The 19945-nt window shown below is 64.9% G+C and carries 16 protein-coding genes and 3 pseudogenes; 4 read left to right on the forward strand and 15 right to left on the reverse strand.

Annotated elements, in window-relative coordinates:
* Positions 1–235: 235 nt before the first annotated feature.
* The 3 genes from EUS26_RS11095 to EUS26_RS11105 all read right to left on the reverse strand — a co-directional run bounded on the left by EUS26_RS11095 (position 236) and on the right by EUS26_RS11105 (position 4528).
* Entirely contained in the window at positions 236–1945 is a 1710-nt protein-coding gene (locus tag EUS26_RS11095) for an SIR2 family protein (RefSeq protein WP_130013913.1), read from the reverse strand.
* 131 nt (positions 1946–2076) lie between these two features.
* Positions 2077–3264 carry a DUF6308 family protein gene (locus tag EUS26_RS11100; RefSeq protein WP_337590218.1) on the reverse strand — a complete coding sequence of 396 codons (1188 nt, stop codon included), beginning with the start codon at positions 3262–3264 and terminating at the stop codon, positions 2077–2079.
* A 112-nt stretch (positions 3265–3376) separates the two neighbouring features.
* Positions 3377–4528, reverse strand: coding sequence for a DUF429 domain-containing protein (locus EUS26_RS11105; RefSeq protein WP_130013915.1), 1152 nt, complete (start codon positions 4526–4528; stop codon positions 3377–3379).
* 438 nt (positions 4529–4966) lie between these two features.
* Here EUS26_RS11105 and EUS26_RS11110 point away from each other — a divergent pair.
* A pseudogene (locus EUS26_RS11110) lies at positions 4967–6172 on the forward strand (IS3 family transposase).
* Positions 6173–6642: 470 nt separating this feature from the next.
* Positions 6643–6790, forward strand: a pseudogene (locus tag EUS26_RS17345) (IS256 family transposase); the annotation flags it as partial.
* A gap of 117 nt (positions 6791–6907) precedes the next feature.
* Here the strand turns inward: EUS26_RS17345 and EUS26_RS11120 are convergent.
* The 8 genes from EUS26_RS11120 to EUS26_RS11155 form a co-directional block, all read right to left on the reverse strand.
* The gene (locus tag EUS26_RS11120) at positions 6908–7159 is read right to left on the reverse strand and encodes a hypothetical protein (protein ID WP_130013916.1); all 252 of its coding nucleotides are present in this window, start codon (positions 7157–7159) and stop codon (positions 6908–6910) included.
* A 294-nt stretch (positions 7160–7453) separates the two neighbouring features.
* Positions 7454–7714 (reverse strand): hypothetical protein, encoded by a 261-nt coding sequence (locus tag EUS26_RS11125; protein WP_130013917.1) that lies wholly within the window; start codon positions 7712–7714, stop codon positions 7454–7456.
* A 29-nt stretch (positions 7715–7743) separates the two neighbouring features.
* Positions 7744–8295 carry a hypothetical protein gene (locus tag EUS26_RS11130; protein WP_130013918.1) on the reverse strand — a complete coding sequence of 184 codons (552 nt, stop codon included), beginning with the start codon at positions 8293–8295 and terminating at the stop codon, positions 7744–7746.
* Positions 8288–11032 carry an FtsK/SpoIIIE domain-containing protein gene (locus tag EUS26_RS11135; RefSeq protein ID WP_130013919.1) on the reverse strand — a complete coding sequence of 915 codons (2745 nt, stop codon included), beginning with the start codon at positions 11030–11032 and terminating at the stop codon, positions 8288–8290. The genes EUS26_RS11130 and EUS26_RS11135 overlap by 8 nt, the downstream gene beginning before the upstream one ends.
* Positions 11010–11537, reverse strand: a complete 528-nt coding sequence (grpE, locus tag EUS26_RS11140; RefSeq protein ID WP_130013920.1) for a nucleotide exchange factor GrpE — start codon at positions 11535–11537, stop codon at positions 11010–11012. The genes EUS26_RS11135 and grpE overlap by 23 nt, the downstream gene beginning before the upstream one ends.
* Positions 11538–11544: 7 nt before the next feature.
* Positions 11545–12666: a tetratricopeptide repeat protein gene (locus tag EUS26_RS11145; RefSeq protein WP_130013921.1), complete on the reverse strand. Its 1122-nt coding sequence runs from the start codon at positions 12664–12666 to the stop codon at positions 11545–11547.
* Between the two features lie 42 nt (positions 12667–12708).
* Positions 12709–14241, reverse strand: a complete 1533-nt coding sequence (locus EUS26_RS11150) for an Hsp70 family protein (RefSeq protein WP_130013922.1) — start codon at positions 14239–14241, stop codon at positions 12709–12711.
* Between the two features lie 7 nt (positions 14242–14248).
* Positions 14249–14638: a hypothetical protein gene (locus EUS26_RS11155; RefSeq protein ID WP_130013923.1), complete on the reverse strand. Its 390-nt coding sequence runs from the start codon at positions 14636–14638 to the stop codon at positions 14249–14251.
* Positions 14639–14837: 199 nt separating this feature from the next.
* On the opposite strand from EUS26_RS11155, the gene EUS26_RS11160 reads away from it, so the two are divergent.
* Positions 14838–15776: a hypothetical protein gene (locus EUS26_RS11160; RefSeq protein ID WP_130013924.1), complete on the forward strand. Its 939-nt coding sequence runs from the start codon at positions 14838–14840 to the stop codon at positions 15774–15776.
* 109 nt (positions 15777–15885) lie between these two features.
* Entirely contained in the window at positions 15886–16194 is a 309-nt protein-coding gene (locus EUS26_RS17675) for a DUF2752 domain-containing protein (RefSeq protein ID WP_420330009.1), read from the forward strand.
* Between the two features lie 116 nt (positions 16195–16310).
* On the opposite strand, the pseudogene EUS26_RS17350 reads toward EUS26_RS17675, so the two are convergent.
* From EUS26_RS17350 to EUS26_RS11185, 4 genes and pseudogenes are all read right to left on the reverse strand, one after another.
* Positions 16311–16534 (reverse strand): annotated as a pseudogene (locus EUS26_RS17350) (ISL3 family transposase); the annotation flags it as partial.
* A 646-nt stretch (positions 16535–17180) separates the two neighbouring features.
* Positions 17181–17822: a hypothetical protein gene (locus tag EUS26_RS11175; RefSeq protein ID WP_130013926.1), complete on the reverse strand. Its 642-nt coding sequence runs from the start codon at positions 17820–17822 to the stop codon at positions 17181–17183.
* Positions 17815–18129 (reverse strand): hypothetical protein, encoded by a 315-nt coding sequence (locus EUS26_RS11180; RefSeq protein WP_130013927.1) that lies wholly within the window; start codon positions 18127–18129, stop codon positions 17815–17817. Before EUS26_RS11180 ends, EUS26_RS11175 begins: the two co-directional genes overlap by 8 nt.
* Before the next feature lie 418 nt (positions 18130–18547).
* Positions 18548–19600, reverse strand: coding sequence for an abortive infection family protein (locus EUS26_RS11185; protein WP_130013928.1), 1053 nt, complete (start codon positions 19598–19600; stop codon positions 18548–18550).
* Positions 19601–19945: the final 345 nt, after the last annotated feature.

The raw sequence follows: 19945 nt of genomic DNA on the forward strand, positions 1-19945 counted from the left end.
CCTGCTCGCCCAACGCGACGACGCCTGCACCAAAGGCCAGACCCGCCGCGCCGCCATCTACGACCAACTCCTCACCGGCCTCGACACACACGAAGCCTCTTGACATCGATCACCCACATAATGCCGATGAGCGGACGATAGGAGTAGAGCGCGAGCATCTGAAGCGTGTTAGGGAAGAATCTGATGGGTTTGTCCCTTGATAGAAGGTCAAGCACCCGTCCTGAGACTTGAAGATTCACGGCCTTGTTTGGTCGACTTCAGCCGGCCAGAAGACGGTTTTTTGAATGAAAAAACCATAAGGCGCGTCGGGACGCCCTACTTGCAGGGCGAAGACTATCTGCCGTCGCGACTTACGCGGAAAGAAGACGTCTTGGTGTTTGCCGTGTTCAATCGGCCCTAGAGTGGCGTAGAACGTTCCTCTTCCGTAGGATCGCTGTCTCTGCAACTTATCATGAAGATCAGATTCGCTCGTTCCGGCATCAACCGGCGACGCATGCGTCTCGTCGGCACTGTCATCACCGACGCTCACGGATACTTGCACATTCGACACGCTGGGTCCATCGCATACAATTCGGGCGATCGAGTATCGGTCTTCGTCGCCTCTAGGAAGGACAGTGAAATATTCATCTCGGCTGATGGGTGGCGGATATTGATAACGCAGCGCTTCCACCAGCCCGTCCCTAGCCCCCTTTGGAACTATGCCAATCCTGGATCCAAGGTCCTTCTTCGATACCCCGTACGCACGTATCAGCGCGGCCCGAAAATCGTTCCGATCGACCAAACTTTGCAAGGAGGGGTCCAGTAGGGTGATAGTTCGATCATCGTCGCTCAACATCCAGTCGCGAATCAAGTTGTTCACATGTTTGTCGGCAAATCCGTAACCTATGACGACAAGGTTGTTTGTTCGCGAGAGCATCTCTTGTGCGGCAGCATACAAATACAACGTTGGCCCATCTGTGGCTAGTTTCTCGCGGTCCCCCACGACGATCCAGGGCTTTACTGGCCGTCGCCAATTCCACTGGTCGTCTTTCTCGCCATCCTCGTCCGTGCGAACGCTAATGCGAACCGGCTCAGTAGGTGACCCAGCACCCTCATTCTGCCAGTTGAGGGAGCCGTGCATCTTCAGCAAATTTATTCGCGCATCCTCAAGTGAGAAAGACAGAGGCGTGCCTGGCTGCCAGTTTTCGATACCCGTCACCAAGTTGACCTTCGAGTCTCGAGCGAGCGTCTCGAGGACGAGATCGTAATTCAGCGTCAAAATGTCGAGGCCACCCTCTTGCTCTTGCGCAAGACGTGCGACTGGTTCTAAGTAGTCAACCGACGATACGGCAGATAGGATTTGGACAAGTTCCTCGAGGATCGCATCCTCTGCCTGCTTAAACACCTTTCTGTCTCCACGAGAGGCTGAAATCGCCGCCTTGGATATTTCGGCAACAGCAGACTCGACATTTCGTCCGGCAAAAGCGCTACGCCGGCCCGAGGACGAGGGTGACAAAGCCTCCATGAGGCGATCACCCGCGCGGCCAAGGTCACTGCCGGTGAAAGTTGGGGAACCTAGGCTGTGAACTGACGGTTTCCAGGTCATCACGAAAGGCGCTGCTTCATGCCCCTCGACTTCCTGCAAAAGGCGGAGTGCAGAAATTAGGCGTTCAATGTTTACTGCTTCCAGCGGATTACCTCCATTCTCCGACTGGTGCCCCATCATGGATCCATAGACAAAGTTCAGGGCAGCAACCCAGGAGCCGGCGCCGGAACTTGATTTTAGTCGTCCCGGCGGCACCGAATTAGTCTGTCTAACAACCGTCTCTGCCAGTTGAAACGTTAGAGGAAGCCCCGCGTCAAACGATGCACCAGCACCAAGCAGTAGGCCGGTTCTAGGTGACTTCACGACAACGTTCCCTTCATCGGTGAGGGCGCCAGGACAGGCCAGCCACAGCAAGAACACCCCAAGCCTAGGTCACGCGCAGTGGCTGGGTCGAGTCCCTCACTTGCCCATTTTGCAGCAACACGGTCGTATCCGGTCATGCCGCAAGTGGCTGATCGTTCAGCGCCAACGCGAAGGCGGTCGCGTGGCCTCTAGTCGCGAAGGTTCGCGAACGGTCGTGCGCCGTGAGCGGTGCGGAACGCGGCAATTAGGCCGCGCTCCAGTTCCCGACCGGTCACACCAGATGGGGCGGGAACCCATGAGATCAAGAGGGCGTCCGCGTCTTCGAGCTGCCAGATACTGCGCCCTCCCTTGTGTGCGGCTCCCGTTCCTGCGCCGTACTTGCGGTACTGATCCAGTCGGTTGCGTAAGGACACGTCCGCCTTGCCGATGTTCATAACGGCTGACTCGGTAATCCACCGTGCAGCGAGCTGATCGGTCCGGTACGCGAAGTGCTTGCTCGTGGCCTGTCGGCCGGATCCGCGGTATGGCCGGTCGGGTAAGAACGCGGGTTCGTCGGTGGAGTCACGAACCACGACGTATACGCCCGGCACGTCCGGGACCGCGGCTGGATTCAGAGTCAGGAGTGGGGTGAATCCATCCCACCCGGCTACTTCGAGCCCTTCCTTGTCCCACATCGTGGGGGTGAGCTGCTGAAGGGCGGCCACGGCTGGGCTGTCACCAACTTGGGTGCTACTCACGCCGTCGTTCGTCCAGATGATGATGTCCGCGGCTCGAAGCAGAGACAGAGGGCGGCCATCCGGCGTGCCGTAGCCCGCGGCCAGGGGTTCCAGCCAGTTCAAATTCCTCCGAATGTCGTCATGGAGCCGCTCCCAAAGCAATGTGACTCGACCTGACGGGACGCCATAAAACTTCCTGACGTATGAATCCCGAATCGGAACGATCTGTGGTAGATGGCGGTGAAGAACCTTGGATACTGTTACGGCGGTCCATCCCGTGACGTCCTCGGTCGCAGTGTTGGCCTCTGTCAAGGGAACCAGCGCCCTTTCCAGCGTCGCGAAATCGCGGTACGTCTCGAACGGGGCTGCCACCGCCAGTTTCTGCAGCGCGGCGTTCATCGTCGCGAGAAGTGCCTGGTGCGGGCCGTTTCCCTCCGCGAACAGTGGGATGACATCGTGCCACCTCAGGCGGAGGCTGAGAAGGTTCGCCGCGAGGATGTCTTCGGGTAGCAGCATGTCGCGTCGAGTAGCAGGTCCCCTATCGTACGTGCCGAAGGCATACAGCCCAGCGGTGTCTGTGTACGCGTCCAAGCGTGCGGATGCTCGACCACGGAGTTCACGCAAACTGTGCATGCCGTGAAGCCTTCCATACGGCGCCATAGCGCAGGGAGCGGAACCAGCGGTTGCTGTGCGTCCCAAAGATGTCCAAGCGCGCCCGCGGCGCGATCATGCAACCCGCCCGCATTTTCTGGGGCTGCGTGGTTCGATCGGACTAGTGGCCTGCCACTGTGATGCGGGCGCCAGGCTGTTCGCCCGCGCCGGAATGGCGCTTCGATGCAGTGATCCGGTCGACCCGCGCGTCGTCAGCTTCTACCCGAAGCCCGGTCCCTGCACGCGCGCCGAGCACGCCGTCAAGTGCATCAATCGTCGCCTTGATCAAGTTGTCGAGATCGGGCTCGGTCCGACCATGCTGCTCTGGAGCCAGAACAAAGTCGAGGTCGACCTGTACCCGACAGCTGACCGGCAGAGCGCAGTCGACGAATGCCGACCGAACAGCCGCCTTCCAAAGCTGCTCGTTGACTCCCGCCGAGTATCCGGTCGGCCTGCCGACTACCAAGCGTTCGAACAGGTCCTGTGCTGACACATTGGCGCCCCCGCCCCTCGCTCCTGGACGCTGTGGTCTTCTCCCGGTTGGGGGTGGCGTAACGATGTAACCGTCCTCGGCATCCCCGTAGATGCGCAGGGCGTCCGGCCGGTGGTGCCACAGCCACGCCAGGTGGGCGCAGACGATCGCGTCGAGCTCGTCCTCCACACGGTTGAGGTCGCCAGGTCGTGGCGCGGACAGCGTGTCTTTCAGTAGTGCCCACCGAGGACTGCTGAGGACGTTCAGCTCGGGAACAGACTCTAGGTGCTGCACGAACAGCTGAAATCCCGGGACCCGGCGTTGGTCGTTTCCCTTCTTGTAGTCAAGGCGGTAACCAAGCCGGAAGAGACTGATGATGGCGGGGTGCGGGTACACCTCGATGCAGACGGCGGTATCGCCACCGGGAGGGGTCCGCGGGTCCACCGCCCACCCGAAACGCTGAGCCAACCGCAATGCTCGCGTGTCTCCGCCGGGAAACCGGATGCGGTTTAAAGTGTGAGCCGACGCCCCGAAACCACCGAACGCCTGGCCGATAAGCCGCTCCGGAACGCGTTGACCAGTCTCATTGGGCACAATCAAAGGGGCGTCCACGGCCGCCACGACCACGTGACCTGGCTGCGCCGCTATCCAATCCGCAATCTCACCGTCACTCTGGACCCGCCCTGAGGCCACTAGCCGGCCTTCCTCGTTGACCATCGCAAGCCCCGTCGCCCCCGTGGACCAGCCAAGGTCCATACCCAGGTACAAAGACGTGCTGCCAACCGCGTCGACCTCGTCCATCTCTTCAGTCTGGCTCAGACTCTCGCACCGCGGCGAACCGGTCAGTTCTATCGCGACCTCGGTACCTAGTCATCAATCCCGGACATCCGCATTTGCCGCGGGTGGTTCGTTCGTCTCAGCCGGCAGCTAGCTGCCGGTGCCAAGCATCGTGCCGGTCGTGCTGCTCAGGCTGAATTGTGGCACCACAGCGATCGCACACCCACTGATACCTCGACTGGTGATAGCCGTCGCGCTGCGGGCGTCGGAAACCCAGGTACTCAAGCGTTCGGTCCCAGTACTTGCCCATACTCGTGAACCTACTGGACGAGGTCCCAGACGTCGGGTAGCGCCAGGATGCTGGCGCACGCACATGCGGCGCTTGGCGCGCGAGGGACTGCTGCACGGATAGGTGACATCTGATCTGTGGTGCCGAGAGGTGCTGCTGGAAGGATGTGCACTGTGCCTAAGCCCTACCCCCGAGAGTTCCGCGACGACGTCGTGCGTGTCGCGAGGAACCGTGAGCCGGGAGTCCATCTGAAGCAGATCGCTGCCGACTTCGGCATCAGCGAGTCGTGCCTGACGAACTGGATGAAGACCGCGGACGTCGAGGACGGTGTGAAGCCTGGCCCGAGCGCCGCCGAGAGCGCCGCGGAGAACGCCGAGAACCGGGAGCTGAAGAGGAGAGTGCGGCTGCTGGAGCAGGAGAACGAGGTCCTGCGCCGGGCCTCGGCCTACCTGTCCCAAGCCAACTTGCCGGGAAAATGATGTACCCGCTCGTCCGCGAGCTGGCCGGCGACGGGATCCCCGTCACGGTGACGTGCCGGGTGCTCAAGATCGCTCGCCAGCCCTACTACCGGTGGCTGGCGAGACCGGTCACCGACACCGAGCGCGGGCAGGCCCATCGCGCGAACGCCTTGTTCGACGCGCACCTGGATGACCCGGAGTTCGGGTACCGGTTCCTGGCCGATGAGGCCCGCGACGCCGGCCAGAGCATGAGCGAGCGGACGGCGTGGCGGTTGTGCTCGGACAACGGCTGGTGGTCAGCGTTCGGCAAGAAACGGGGCAAGAACGGGAGGAAGCCCGGCCCGCCCGTTCATGAGGACCGGTGCGCTGTGATCGATGAGTTGGGCCGGACCCGGCACGCGTTCACCGCCACGACGCCGAACGAGCTGTGGGTCGGGGACATCACCGAACACTGGACTGGTGAAGGAAAGCTGTACGTCTGCGCGTTCAAGGACGTCTTCTCGAACCGAGATTGTGGGCTACTCCATCGACTCCCGCATGAAGTCCCGGATCGCGGTCGCCGCACTCAACAACGCCGTCGGCCGCCGCGGGAACGTCACCGGGTGCGTGGTCCACACGGATCGCGGATCTCAATTTCGTAGCAGGAAGTTCGTCCACGCTCTCAACCGCCACGACATGGTCGGGTCAATGGGCAGAGTCGGTGCCGCGGGTGACAACGCGGCCATGGAGTCCTTCTTCGCGCTGCTGCAGAAGAACGTGTTCGACCGCCGACAGTGGGTCACCCGGGACGACCTACGCATCGCGATCGTGACCTGGATCGAACGGACCTACCACCGACGCCGTCGACAGGACGCTCTCGGGCGATTGACCCCCATCGAGTTCGAGACCATCATGACCACACCAGCCGACCAGGCTGCCTGACCGAACCTGTCACCTATCCGTGCAGCAGTCCCGTGTGACCAGAATCGCCACTGGTACCGGCGTAGACACGGACACCGTGCGAGCCGTACTGGTCGACCGCATTCGCCACTTGAATGTGAACCCGCGTGAGATGGCCCATGAGCAGATCGCGCAGCTACGGGCTGTGCGCGACCGACACCAGGTGCCGGCGAAGCCTTCTTTGGTTGCCCCCACTGCAGCTCGCCCCGAGGGGGCGCACTGCAAGTTCAGTGCTGACCTTGCTCTGCCGGAATGGGGTCGCAGACCACTGCCGAGGTAAGCCGACAAAGTGAATATGCATTCACCCAAGGTGGTCGCCTCAACCTAGCGGCTGAAAGAATCTGTCCCGCGGCTAGCCCGGTAAAGGGCCACCGTCGACGCACAGCCCCGCGCGGAGGCCAGGAGTCCATTGCCCACCCTCGACTCCGATGTCACCGTCCTCGCTGGCTCCCTCCCGCGCCGCCGGGACCGCGATGACGTTCAAGCTTATCGAGGCCGCCAAGACACGCTGACGCGATCGACGCACCTCACCTGGTAGCACTCGTTCATGCTGGCGCCCCGTTCGTCAAGGGTCGACTCGTTGAACGACCCGACGAATGAACGATCTATGATCAAGCGTCGTGGCACACCGATTCACAGGTCTTGACCGGTCCTGCTCCACTCGCCCGTAGAGATCAAGACCCTCCATCAAACTCGGGGAAGTGAGAGGCTTCGCCCCTACACGGTCCGCCCTGACCCACGCTCCTGCCGCACATCAAGGTCGTCCGACGTCTGGCGGCGCCGGGCGTGGGCCTTCGACGACTCGTCGATCGCGTCGACGGCTGCGGCGGCGGTCTCTACAGCGGACTGGGTGATCTCGTCCAGCCCGCTATGGAGGTCCGCGTCGCGGATCGGCACGGCCGCTGCCAGGACGGGCATCGCGAGAGCGACGGCGGCAGCGGCCGTGCCGTCCGCGAACCGGCTGAGCACCCCGCCGCCAGGTGGGGCCGATGCCCCGTGCCGCGAGACGAAAGCTCTACCCTGGGTGCCTGAGTCAAGCAACAGTTCGGCTGTGCGCTCCAGGGCCCGCGCAGCCCGGGTCAAGGACTGCACCACCGCGCGACTCTGGGGAAGTCGACTGGCGGCTGAGACCGCCGTCACCGTGTTCGCCATGGACCTAATCCGCCTGGCCTCAGCCGCTGCCGACCCTGCTTGACGCACCGCGTCCGTACTCACCGCCTCTAGAGACCGGCAGAGATCCTGCAGTTGGCTCACGAGTCAGCCTCAGAGTGAGGCGGCGAAGTCGTTCGCTGACTTAGACGCCTGCTGCAGAGCCACGATGGCGGATTCCACCTGCTTCTCGGCCGCCTGAAGCGTCTGAATCATGTCCCTGTCGACGCCCTGTGCCGTGCCGCCGATGGTGGCCTGAACCTGACTTATGGCCTGGGAGAACTTGCCCCTGAAGCCTTGCAGCCCGGCCGCCGTCGTCTTGGCGTCGTTGCTGATAGACGAGAGTTGCTGCTTGACCTGCGTGAGTTGCGACATTGCCAACCTTTCAAGAGTACTGACCGGTGCTATTGGAGGATGAAGAAGAGAGAGAGGGCCAACAGGAGGAGGACGCCGGCCGCGAGGGCGACGGTGACCCGCCTGCGTCGCGCCGCGTCCCCCTCCGCCTTCGAGGACTGGAGATGTTCCAAAGCGGGAGGTGACGCGAGGCGGTCACGACGGCGCTGCAGCGCGAGCGCCGCATCATCGGCATCGCTAGCCGCTCCGGCAGCTCCGGCCCGCTCGATCGCCCGGTCCAAGGACGCGAGGGCAGCTTGCTGCCGGGCAACCGCCACCGTGAGGTCCACAGCGGGTTCGTCTCGTGCCCTGCTTGGAGTGGGCAGCACCACACCCGCGCCATGAGCCCGCGTCGTGGCTTCGGCGTACCTGTCCACCAAGCGCCTCTCGAGCCGTTCCAGCCGGCTCTGCTCGGCCGCGTGCTGCGCCTCCACCCGCACCTGCTCCTCGCCGAAGTCCGAGGCAGCACGCTCCAGTTCCTCGGCGAGGCGCCCAGGGATCTCCAAGAGGTCGACCAGAGCACGTTCGTAGGCCTCAAAGGACGGCTCCCGCACCTCACTCACCCCACTCTGCGGACAGCAGCGCGCGCCGGTCAGCGGCCGAGACCGGCGCGAACGGGACCACGATCGTCGGGTCGCTCTGGGTGCGGTCGGCGACGAGCGCCCTGTTGCTACGGACCGACCAGCGGACGAACGGTCCCAGGATGTCCTGCACCGCGCTTTGGTCGAGCCGGAGCATGGCGTGAGCGTCGACATACCCGCTGCTGCCGAAGCCGAGGTGTGCCGCGTAGGTGGCAGGGTTGGCCCACCACCCCAGGAGGTGGACCCCGCGCACCGGGCCGGTCCGCAGGATCTCGCGCAGCGCGTCGAGAGGCGTATTGCCGAAAGCGTCTGCCGCGTCGAGCTGCGGGGCCCTGTCGAGGTTGAACCCGAGGAGGTAGGTGCGCTGTCCCGGCGGCCGGTCATCCAGCTCGGAGGCCAGGTAGACGAGAAAGTCCGCCACCTCAGTAGCGGCCGGGCGGTGCAGCGTGAAACCGAGCCGCTCCATCAGACCTGCCCACTCGTCCTGGTTGTTGCGTTCCGCCAAGGCCGAATCCAGCAGGTCGAGGCTGACGAACTGAGCGGTCCCGAGGGGGTCCTGCAGCGCCAAGGACACTGCCGCGCACTGCAGGATCCCGACGGCGGAGTTCGCGGCCGCGGGCTCGGCGTAGAACCAGGAGTGATCGCTCCCCTCCTCCTCGCCTGCACCCAGGATCGCCAGGTGCCGGCCAGGCGTGCTCGACATGGCCAGCCCGACGGGGCTGGAGGACACCGACAGCGGCCTGCCCAGCAAGGCGGTGGGGGCGGCCTGGTCCCGGGCGACCCTTGTCCTCAGCAGCTGCAGCGCCTCCACGAGGTGGCCGATCCTCGCGGGCTCGGTCGAGTCGACCACGACCGGTGGCTCCCCGTGCTCCTGCTCCCACCAGGTCCGCTGTAGCTCCTCGGCCACGCCCTGCGGCAGATGGGCCACCGTCACCCTCCTGTTCGCGGTCATCGCCCCGTAGTCCCTGTTAACCACGGCGGTCCCGCGCCCGGGCAGGCGTGCCGCAGCGACATTGCCCCGGGCAAGTCCGGCCTGGGACTCGGACTCCGAGTTCTTCAGCGCAAGCCGGATCGGGAACTGGGCGTAGATGCCGTCCTCCTTGGCCAGCAGCGTGGTGATGCCCGAGATGGTCTGGGAAGCGAGGACGAGATGCACGCCGGCCGCTCTCCCCTGCTTGGCGATCTGCTCGAGGGCGGTCGCCGCCAGCCTGCCGGTGTCGTCCTCCGTCTCCGCCAGCAGCCCCTGGAACTCGTCGATCACCACCACCATTCGCGGCAGCCGCGCGTTCGGGACCTGCTCGCGGTACTGGCTGATGTCCTGGCCGTAGGGCCGGATCAACCGCATTCTCCGGCTGACCTCCTGCTGCACCCAGCGCAGTACAGCGGCCCCGAACTCCTGGTCGCTTTCCAGACCCAGGACGCGGGCGTGCGGGAGGTAGTCGGGTGCCCCTGCCCGTGGCGAGAGCGGGTAGAGGGTCGCGCCGTCCTTAAAGTCCAGCATGACGAGCTCCAGCTCGTCCGGGGAGTAGCGCTGACACAGGCTGAAAATCATTACCTTGAGAAGGTTCGACTTGCCGTTCCCCGCGGCTCCCGTGATCAGCACATTGTGTCGCTGGTCTCGCGAGTCACCGAGGGTGATCTCCACGGTCCGGCCGCCGCTGATGCCCAAGGCGAAGGTGAGCCCCGATGCGGACTTATCCTGCCACAGCTGCTCGGTGGGCTGAATTTCCAAGAACCCGAGGGCCTCGGACGAGCTCGTGCGCAGCGCCTCCCCCACCGCGGAGGATCGCGCCTCCAGCCCCTCAGGCCCCGGGAAGCGGGGGACCACCGCGTATGCCGCGTGGCTCGGCCAGGTGACGCGGCCCCGCTCCTCCTTCAGCACCTGGGACACGGCGGTCAGCCGTCCCGTGTCCCACCAGTCTGGTGTGGTCGACGCCGTGCTGGGAAGCCACAGCTGGGAGACCCCCACCCTGGGCCCCACCGCCGCCAGCCGCACGAGTCGCTCGAACAGGTCCTCCGACAGTCCCTCGGGCGCGTCGACCAGGACCAAGAGCGAGAACTCCCCGAAGGATCGACTCTCGTTGCGACGCGCCTCCAGGAGCGAACTTCGCCCGCCCAGCAAATCATTGACGCGCAGAACCTCCTGGCTCAGCCGCTCTAGGTGCTCCGAGAGCTCACTCGGGTCCATGATCGTCCGCACGACCCCCTCGGAGACCTCTCTGAGACGGGCAAACGGTGCCATGAGACTTGACATCAGCGGGTCGAAGCATGTGACACCCAACTGCCCGGCCGCGGTGCGCTCCAGAGCCTGGCACACGAGTTCGCCCGCCAAGCCGAGCTGTGCCTCGCGCCCGACGTCGAGCACCACATTGCCCCGTCCGATCAGCGGCAGGACGAAAGGTGCGCCCACCCGGTGGTGGACGCCCCAGCGCTCGCCAGGGCTCTCCAGCCGGCCAAGGTCCACATAGTCGGCGACGCCGCGCGCCTCGTCAGTGAGCGACAGGGCCAGGTCCCGCGCACCCGTCTCGAGGACGGACACCTCCTGGGCCGACCGCGTGCGTGCCGCAGCCATGGCGCGGTCGCGGCCAGACCCGCCCGAGGCCGCGGCGTGCTCACGCTTCTGCGCTGCGTCCCGGAGAGCTGCCGCGACGCAGCTCAGGGCCAGACCCTGAGCTGCGGCGGCCTCCGCGACGGCCTCATCGACCGAGGTCTGAGCCATCGATGCCGTCCTGCGGCGGAGTGGACTGGACAAGCCGACCGCCGTCAGCTTGCACCGCGACGCTGACCTGGGCCGCTCTCAGCAGACGGCCCTGAAAGCGGTACCCGCGGCGATGGGTGGCCAGCACGCTCCCGGCCTCCTCCTCGACCTGGGTGGGGACGGTCTCTAGGACCTCGTGCACGCTGGAGTCGAAGACCGGGTAGTCGGGGATCTCCCGCAGCCCTCGTCGTGCGAAGACCTCGTGCACCTCCTCTACGAAAGAGGCCACGAGCTCCTCCGACAGCTCCCCGTCGCGGAGCCGGTCCAGGGCGAGAAGAAGCTCCCGGGTGAGTGACTCGATGTCTTTCTGCCGCAGGAGGTCTCGGGACTCGCGGACCTGCTCCTGCAGAGCCTCGTACATCGAATTCCTCGCCTTGTCTTCCATCAGCCTTCGCACGAACAGGTCGCTGAGGTTGCTGACCGACTCGCGCAGCGAGGTCAGCTCCAGGCGGACGTCGTCATCCATGCCGGCCTCAGTCCTGCAGACCTGAGCGGGTCACGTACTGAGGCAGTGACCGTCGGTTGTCCTGCCAGCCGGGGATGCGGTGCCTGCGGTAGTACAGGTAGGCGAGGCCGGCTGCGGCAGCCGCCCCCAGAAGGAAGTAGAGGACCTCACCGCCACCCAGGCTGATTACGGCGAAGAGCACGGCCAGGACGATGGCGCCCCCCCAGATCAGCGCGTGGTCGGAGTGGTGCCATCTCACCGTCTCTGCCCGTTCGGTGATCCGGGCCCACTCGTCCAGCTCGGCGTCGATGGCAGGGTCCAGGCCCTTAAGGCGCAGCCCGTTCAGCGACCGCACCGTCTCCTGGGCCACCCTCACCTGCGCGCCGCTGGTGATGGCCCACATGTCGTCGGCGCTCTTGGACATCTTGCCCTCAGCTTCCCGGACCAGAGCATCGGCGAGATACACCCGATAGAGGTCGACCTGGGGGTTCTCCTGGACCACCTTCTCGAGGATAGGTCGTGCCCTATCGATGTTCCCGAGCCCGATGTACCCCGACGCCAGCGCCGCCCTGACGTAGGGGTTATCAGGGTTGATCTCCGCAGCCTTCTCGTAGGCGCCCACGGCCTTCGGCCAGAGCTCGTGGTGTGCGTAGATCTCTCCGAGCTCGAGGTGTGCCTCGGCCATCTTGGGGTTGAGGCGCAGCGCCTCGCTCAGCTCGAATTCAGCATCGGCGAAGTTCTCCTGGAGTGCCGAGGTCTGACCACGGACATACCAGGCTTCCGGGTTGTTCGACTGTGCCTGGGTCGCCTCCCGGGCCGCATAGCCCGCCTGGCTGATCTGCCCCTGCGCGAGGTACTGCTGGGCGATGCGCAGCCAGTCACGGCCACCCTCGCCGCTGGCCGCCTCCGATGCCGGTTGTGACGCCGCGGTCTCGAGTTCGCCCTCGTACTGTCGCCTTTTTGCAGGGTCGAGAAGGATCTTCTCGGCCTCGGCGAGCTGCTCGATCATGGACTCACCCATGGCCCGCGTCTCGGGGCGGGGGTGGTTGGCACGGTTCCGTGCCTCTCTGCGCTTCTCCCTAATGGCCTTCTTGATGGCGTCGGTGCCGGCATCCCTGTCAATGCCGAGAAGCTCGTAGAAGTCGTTCACTGCACTACCTGCCTTGTGGTCGAAGGATGTTGTGATGGGCGCTCACTGCACAGGCAGCTCGGCCACGCGGGCCATGGCCTTCTTGAGGTCGTCTTCGTCAAGATTGGCCAGCCGGTCAATCTCGAAGGTCCCCAGCGACCGACCCACCGTAAGGTCGGTGAGCTCGACGAAGACGGTCTGGTCGATGTCGTAGGCGTAGGTGACCCTGACGGGTGCACCCTTCTCGTAGGGGGGGATGCTCAGCTCCTTTGATCCCACGACGACCACGGCGTCAGGATCGGTGTCGTCACCCTGGGTAACCTCGACCTTGAGCGCCGTCTGGTTGTCCTGCACCGTCCTGAAGTCGTGGCTGAGCTTGGCGGGAATCTTGGTGTTTCGGGGGATGACAATGGTGTTGACGGGCGTCACGAGGTCGTCGAGCACGGAGATCACACCGAGGGACTGCGATGTCACGTCCCTCACGACGAGCTCGTTGTCGGCGATTTGGATTGGAGTCCGACCCCCGCCCGACGAGCTCTCCATGGCCGCCTGGATGGCCGCACCGAGAGCCACCGCCTCGTCCGGGTGGACTGAGCGCTCGGGGTCGCGGCCCGATAATTTCTGCACGAGGGCGCGGACCATCGGCATACGGGTCGACCCGCCCACGAGGAGGACGTGGTCGATTTGGTTCCACGAGATGCCCGCCTCCTCGACGACCATTTCGGTGATCTCCTCGGTTCGGTTCATGAGGTCGGACGTCTGCCGCTCGAAGTCCTCGCGGGCCACCCGCACCCGGTAGGGCTTCCCGTCCGCGGCGACGTGCACGGTCGCCGTCGCCACGGTCGTCAGGCTCCGCTTGACCAGCTCCGCCTTTTCCCGCAGGACGGCGGTCTGCTCCACGCTGTCCAGCAGGTCGGGGCCGCCCTGGCTGATGATCTCGGAGGCGATAAACTCCATCAACCTGTTGTCGAAGTCGAAACCCCCGAGGTTGCGGTCGCCGTCCGTGCCCAGGACGTCGAACTCGCCGTCGGTGATCTTCATGAGGGTGACGTCGAAGGTGCCGCCCCCGAGGTCGTAGACCAAGATCTTGCCCTGCGCCTCGGTGTCGAGACCGTAGGAGAGGGCCGCCGCGGTGGGCTCGTTAAGCACCCGCAGCACCTCGAGACCTGCGATCTGGCCGGCGTGCTTCGTCGCCGTTCGCCGGGCGTCGTCGAAGTACGCAGGGACGGTGATCACCGCTTTCGTGACTGGCTCCCCAAGGGCCTGCTCGGCGTCCTCCTTGAGGCGCTTGAGAATGATTCCCGACACTTCTTCCGCGGTATAGGAATGACCGCTGGCAGAGTCGAAGCGCCACGCGGGGTCGCCCATCTGCCGCTTTACGAACTGCACCACGTCGTGGGGGGACGTGGCCGCCGAGTGTTTGGCCATCGTCCCTACCAGCGGCTCGTCATCCGCCCCATCCCCGCCAATGAGGACTACGGACGGGGTGATGTCCTCGCCGTCTCTGTTGGGGAGGATCTCCGGCTCGCCGCCCGCCGATAAGACCGCTACGGCGCAATAGGTGGTGCCAAGGTCGATGCCGATCGCGGTCGCCATGGGGGCCTCAGGCGGCCTCGTCGAGCTTCTTCATCAACTTGCGCTTGAGCCGCCACGCGGACGTTCCAAACGAGATGACGAAGCCGTAGACCGCGCTCCACCGGGTCATGGCCAGAAAGACCCGGGTGCGGCCGTCGCCCAGGTCCTCCAGTTGCGCCGAAACCGTCGGACCATCCCCCTTGGGCGATCGGCGCTTAAAGTTCAGGTCACCCTCACCGTCCACCCTGCTCCAGAGGAGGCCCCCGACAGAGTCGTTGATCAGGTCGGCAGTGCGGGCAGGAGTCATCCGGACCACCGTCTCGTCCTGCTTCTTGGCCTCGTTGCCCACCCAGGCGGCGAAGACGGACATCCCCACCAGGCCTGCGATGACGGCGAAGCACATGACCTCGAAACCCACGATGTACCTCCATTACAGGGTCGGACTTTGGACCCACGCCGGAGCGACGTGGCTAAGCGACACTGACTCGGAAGCGGGCACAACACTTCCTCTTGCCTTGCGGGGGGTGCCGTGGTAGTTTCCGGCCCCAGTCAGACAGTCCTTTAAGTCGAGTCTCGTGACGGACCCGCAGGAGTGTGTGCGCCTCAAAGGATCAGGCATGACCGAAAACTCAGCAGCGGCGGGCAGTGGGTTCTCGTTGATCAGCGTCGACCCCACCAGACCTACCTGTAACGATGCGAAGAATAACGTCGATCCCTACGACCTGCTGACGCGGGCCCTGGCTTTGGCGCGGGGGACGCACGCCTCGGGCTTGGGGTTCCTCGACCCGGCGAGGGCGGATCGGCCACATACCTCGGACTCCGCAGAGCACGCGCTGCGGGAGATCGCAGGGAGGCTGGCCTTACTCGCCACTTCGCGCACCACCGTTTCGGTTGTGTCCGACGATCCCATTATCCGTGAAGGCCTGGACACCGTTCTAAACCGACATGGACTGCTCACGTGGCCTAGTAGCGTCGCGGACGCCGTTACCCCGTCGCGTGGGGCCTGGGACTACGTGCTGCTGTGGTTGCCCTCCCGCGAGGGCATCGACCCCTTCGCCAGCATCAGCCATGTGGCACGGCTCTCTTCCAGCGGGGTGCCGGTCGTCACCGTCTACCCCGGTCAGATCACGCCGCTCTGCCGACTCCGTCTCAGCGAGGCAGGAGCGCGCTACGCCCTGCCGCAGTGGTGGCTGTCACGGCACGTCGAGTCGCTCTCAGACACCCTCGCCCGGGCGGAACTGCCGGCGCAGTTCCACCTGGGGACGCCGCTCGCCATCCGTCAGGAGCTTGGGCTCGGACTCGACGGCCAACTTGAGCCGCTGCTCGACGCGGCGAAGCAGATACCCCTCGAGGTTTGGCGCAACCCGGAGGCCTCCGCCTCGATGCTTGCCCGGCCACAGGTCCACCACCTCCGTGGGCTGGCGCTGAGGGCTGGGGTGCCCCTGCCGCTGGATCGCTACTCGACCGCGACCCGGAAGGCGCCGAGCACGCCGGCCTGGCGAGACGTCCATCGCGTCGTGCGAGGGGTCTTCAACTTCAGGACACAAGGTGGGTGAGGCGCTCGACAGGGTCAACGCGTGGCTGGCCATCCGCTGGAGCAGGCTTCTGATGCTCTGTCTGACCTCCGGGCTCCTGATCTGGGTGGCCACCTCAGAGCGGGACTCCATGTTGTCCCCGTGCATCATCTACACGGAAACTGGCCACTACTGCCCAGGGTGCGGGGGCTTAAGGGCCGTCTACGACCTGCTGCACGGTGCGCCAGTCAGAGCGTGGCACAACAACGCCCTCGTCGCCCTGGGGTTACCCGCTGCACTCTTGGGCACCCTCAAGCCCCCAGGTCGCCACAGCCGCCAGCTTGGGTGCCACGCGCGTGGACCCTCGGCCCTCGTGGTGGGCATTACCGTCCTCGTCGTCATCACCCTCTACAGCCTTCTGAGGAACTCCACCCTCGGCGCAGGTCTTCGACCGACCTGATCTGGCGGCACCAGGTTGGGCCAAACTGGTGCTAGATGCACCTAAAGGCTAAGTCGCCCGGATTGCAGAAGAAGGGTTGTAAATTCATGAGTATGGATACATGGCTCTCGCAATGCAGGGTGTAGTCGCGGCCTGAAGTCACCGGCCTCGAGGAGTGCTCGGCCGGTGTAGTGGGTGAGGTTGCGGAACCCGGGACCAGACCGCGGAGGTGTTCAGGCCGACCGTCGATGGCTGCGGTGGGTCCGTTGCTGGTGCGGGCCCGCATTAAGCAGTCCAGGACGTCGCAGACGCGGCGGACAAGGGTGCGGCCAAACTTGCGCAGCTCCACCAGCGGCCTAGGTGCCGCCTCCGTGAGGGCGTCGATGACCGAGCGCCTCTCGAGGGACGGCTGCACCTCTCGGCACCACAGATCACATGTCACCTATCCGTTCAGCAGTCCCAGCTGTAAGACCGGCATGGTGTGCCCCCTCAGTGGGGTTGCGAGGCAAATCCACGCTAGCAAGCCGGTCGTGTGCTGGCAACAATCCGCCGACTACGCAGGCGCACTCTCACGCCGACGCATCAGCGTCGCCGGAACGCATTTTGACTACGGTGGAACACCTGCCCTGCGACTACCGCGACCAGGAGTTCGACCCCGCGCGACGCGGTGGTCTGCTCTGCCCCACTGCCACGGGAAGGCGACCTGCTTTGACGGGGCTGGCCCTCGCCCTGTGCGACACAGCTGCCCGGGCGCCCCTGCGCACGTTCGTAGCGCTGACTTTTCTCGGCTCGATCTGCACTCTCCGGGATTTCTAGTCGACTGAGTCGGGACACGATGCGATGCGTCACTCCGCCGCGAATCTCGCGCTGCGGACTGGCGCGGACCTGACCCTGCGGGATCGTGCCAGCCCTCGTGGCACCATGAACGCTCTCATCGAGTGGGTGCCAAGTCCCTTGGCACTACGACGCCGCGAGATCGGAAGACTTGGCGAGGTCCTCGGCAGGGGCTAACAAGGCACTATGGTCAACGAGCCCGAGGTCACGACAGGCGCGGCGCCCCTGATCTTCACTGTGTCGGGCCCAACCTCGAAGCACGTATTGACCGCCGTTGCCTCCTGAGTGGGCGAAGTCCAGGTCAAGACCACTGCCGCAGCGAGCAGCAGCGTGCCCACGATGGTCCAGCGCACGGCAGACTTCAAGTTTGTACGCGCGGTGGCGGCAGCGTCCTGCATTGCGCTTTGCCAGGCGGCGTACGCTCCTGTGACTTCCTGCTCGCGTGCACGCTGAGCCAGGGCGTCGTCTGCAAATGGATCGCCGTGGGCCGCCGTGTATGCCTTGGCCAGGCCGTACGCTAGGGCGGCACCTCCCAGAACCATTAGAGCGACCACGATGACCGCAGGCTCAACGGTGAGGCCCAGCACAGTGACCTCGCCAGTAAGGTCAGTGAATGTCTCCGCGCCCTTGATGACGATCGCTGTGGTCAGGACCCCCGTGATCGCTGTGAGCCCAGCGATCCACTTGTCCGACCTAGCCTGAATGCGGCTCAAGGCGCCTGCACCGTAGGACTGCATCGCGGCCAGCGCACGAATGTCCGCAGTCGTAGCCGATCCCGTGGTCGGGGCGATAACAAGATCGTCCCGTTCAGCCATCGTTCACTCTCGTTTCGGCGTCCGGGCTTTGGAGCGTGACAATCCAAGAACGCCCACAGCTCGTTGCGCCGTCCCCTCCGTGGGAAAAGCCGCAGGAGCACTCGGCGTAGATCTCCCGGGTCAGTTCACGATCCGGCTCACCGTCATCAAAGTCCTTGATGAGGGGGCCATATGCGTTCCCGAAACACGAGGGGCAAGGCCCGGACACTGCGAACGGTTCCTTCGCCACCACCTTCCAGCCGGCAGGTAGCGGCGTGCCACCAGGCATGATCTCTGCGGCGTACTTCACGTCGTCCTTGTGCTCCACGGCCCCTCCCGAACGAGACTGATCTCATAGGGTAGCGATTGCGTGAAGTGACCGCGAGCGTAAATCTGGACGGTGCGCGTCCGTCTCGATCGGGTGGGGTGGCTCAGCGACCCAAGAGGCTGAACACGGGACACCGCGACGCGAGCGGCCATGCCGTCGACGCAGGCCAGAGGGTCCTACCGAAGCCCATCTTGCCTGTCGTATCCAGCGATCGCGGAAGCGCGACATAGCGCCGCGAGTGCACACCGAGCCAACTCCGCTGCCACCAAGCGATGGACTTTCACGCCATGCGCCATGACCCCGCAGGGGCCCCGTCCCGGGCGCGTTCGTCGTCGCCACGGACCTTAACCCCAACATTCTTCAACGTGCGCGCCCTCATCAGCCGAACCGGCACTCGCCGGTGCAGACTCACCGGCCGCTACAGCGTCAGGGCCGTCGTCCTCGGATACATCCCTACCGGTCCGGCGAGCGAGTCCCCGACAACGCCGACACCATCGGGCGCAAGACTGCTGCAGAACGAGTCGAAGGCTCCAGCCAGCCCGACAGAAAGGCGTTTGCCCTCCTCGCGCAGAGTCACGATCACCTCGGCCGGATCGACTCTGGTCGACCCACGCCACTTTTCCACCCACGCGAGCCCAGCCACGTCCGCAGCCAAGCGCTCCAGAAGTGCCCGCGCGTCCGGCTCCGGTAGCGAGCCGAGAAGCGAGACGAACCAGGACGCGTAGTACGTCGTCAGGCCGATGTAGCCGTCAGCGGTGAGCAACATCCCTTCGATGAGGCCGCGCCGGTAGTCGATCGGGTACTCGTCGAATCCGCCGTTGATCGCTGGTTCCACCCCGACCTCGGTCGCGTTCCCGAACCCGCCCGCAGACTGCTGGCCGAACGCGACACCTATTCGGTGCTGGACCTCCACCGGCTGCTGCGACAGCGCAGCTGCCTGGAACTTGGCGCGCAGTAGGTTGCGCGTAGTGCCGGTCTGGACAGCGTCGATCAGGTCGTTCGGGTAGTCGGCGAGAAAGTGACCGAGGCGGCGCAGCGCCCAGCGGCACCACAATAGAGCGGCCTCCGTCGTGACAGTAGCCATCTCCACGGTCACGTCCGGCACGCGCGCTCGACCGTGACCTGTGCCGTACTGGTTGCGCAGTGGTGCGAGACGCGTGGCCATCGTCTGCGCCGCCTGCGCGATTGCCCGAAGCGCCTCATCCTGGGATAGGTCAACACCCGGTTGGCGCTTCAGCGATTGGTGTGCGGCCTTCACGGTCGGCCCAAAATCGGCGTTGTCGGCAAGAGTCCCGTCGGCCGCCGCAACCACGACCTTCGCGACGGTCTCAGTGAGCTCTTTCGCCTTCCCGACGACCTCTTGGAAGTCGTTCAGTTCCCACGCCAGGCGCAGCCGGGTTCGCGCGGACTCGATGGCCTCCCAGCCGTCATCGTCGAGATGCTCTGGCCGTGTGACGTCGAAAAGGTCCATCCCATGACGGTAGTGGCTCGCATGAGCAGTTCGGAGACCTACGTCACTGCGCCGCGAGTGACCGCACCCTCCCCCTGCCGGGCAAGGTAGAGACAACGGCTACCGGCCCCGCGCCCCACCCCACCGGCTCCTCACCCACGACTCGCCCCCGCCCCCCCTAAATAGCCCGACTGGCCCCATGTAGCAACGACTCCAATCCCCTCGACCGCGCCCTCTCGCCCTCGAAAGCAACGTGACTTCACGCGCTACGGTCGCCCTCGCCCGCCGGGCTGTCGTGACGCTGCAACTTCACAGGGCGTGTGTACTGCCTTCCCCCGGATCAGAACGTCTCATCGCCTCTGGCGT

This window comes from Serinicoccus sediminis (genome assembly GCF_004153545.1).
In the GTDB taxonomy this organism is placed as follows: Bacteria; Actinomycetota; Actinomycetes; order Actinomycetales; family Dermatophilaceae; genus Ornithinicoccus; species Ornithinicoccus sediminis_A.

Excerpts from the sequence above, each read along its gene's own strand:
- EUS26_RS11185 (WP_130013928.1), bottom strand. The coding sequence starts at position 19,600 with ATGGACCTTTTCGACGTCACACGGCCAGAGCATCTCGACGATGACGGC.
- EUS26_RS11100 (WP_337590218.1), bottom strand. The coding sequence starts at position 3,264 with ATGGCGCCGTATGGAAGGCTTCACGGCATGCACAGTTTGCGTGAACTC.
- EUS26_RS11175 (WP_130013926.1), bottom strand. The coding sequence starts at position 17,822 with ATGGCTGAACGGGACGATCTTGTTATCGCCCCGACCACGGGATCGGCT.
- EUS26_RS17675 (WP_420330009.1), top strand. The coding sequence starts at position 15,886 with ATGTTGTCCCCGTGCATCATCTACACGGAAACTGGCCACTACTGCCCA.
- EUS26_RS11160 (WP_130013924.1), top strand. The coding sequence starts at position 14,838 with ATGACCGAAAACTCAGCAGCGGCGGGCAGTGGGTTCTCGTTGATCAGC.
- EUS26_RS11105 (WP_130013915.1), bottom strand. The coding sequence starts at position 4,528 with ATGGACGAGGTCGACGCGGTTGGCAGCACGTCTTTGTACCTGGGTATG.
- EUS26_RS11125 (WP_130013917.1), bottom strand. The coding sequence starts at position 7,714 with ATGTCGCAACTCACGCAGGTCAAGCAGCAACTCTCGTCTATCAGCAAC.
- EUS26_RS11150 (WP_130013922.1), bottom strand. The coding sequence starts at position 14,241 with ATGGCGACCGCGATCGGCATCGACCTTGGCACCACCTATTGCGCCGTA.
- EUS26_RS11135 (WP_130013919.1), bottom strand. The coding sequence starts at position 11,032 with ATGGCTCAGACCTCGGTCGATGAGGCCGTCGCGGAGGCCGCCGCAGCT.
- grpE (WP_130013920.1), bottom strand. The coding sequence starts at position 11,537 with ATGGATGACGACGTCCGCCTGGAGCTGACCTCGCTGCGCGAGTCGGTC.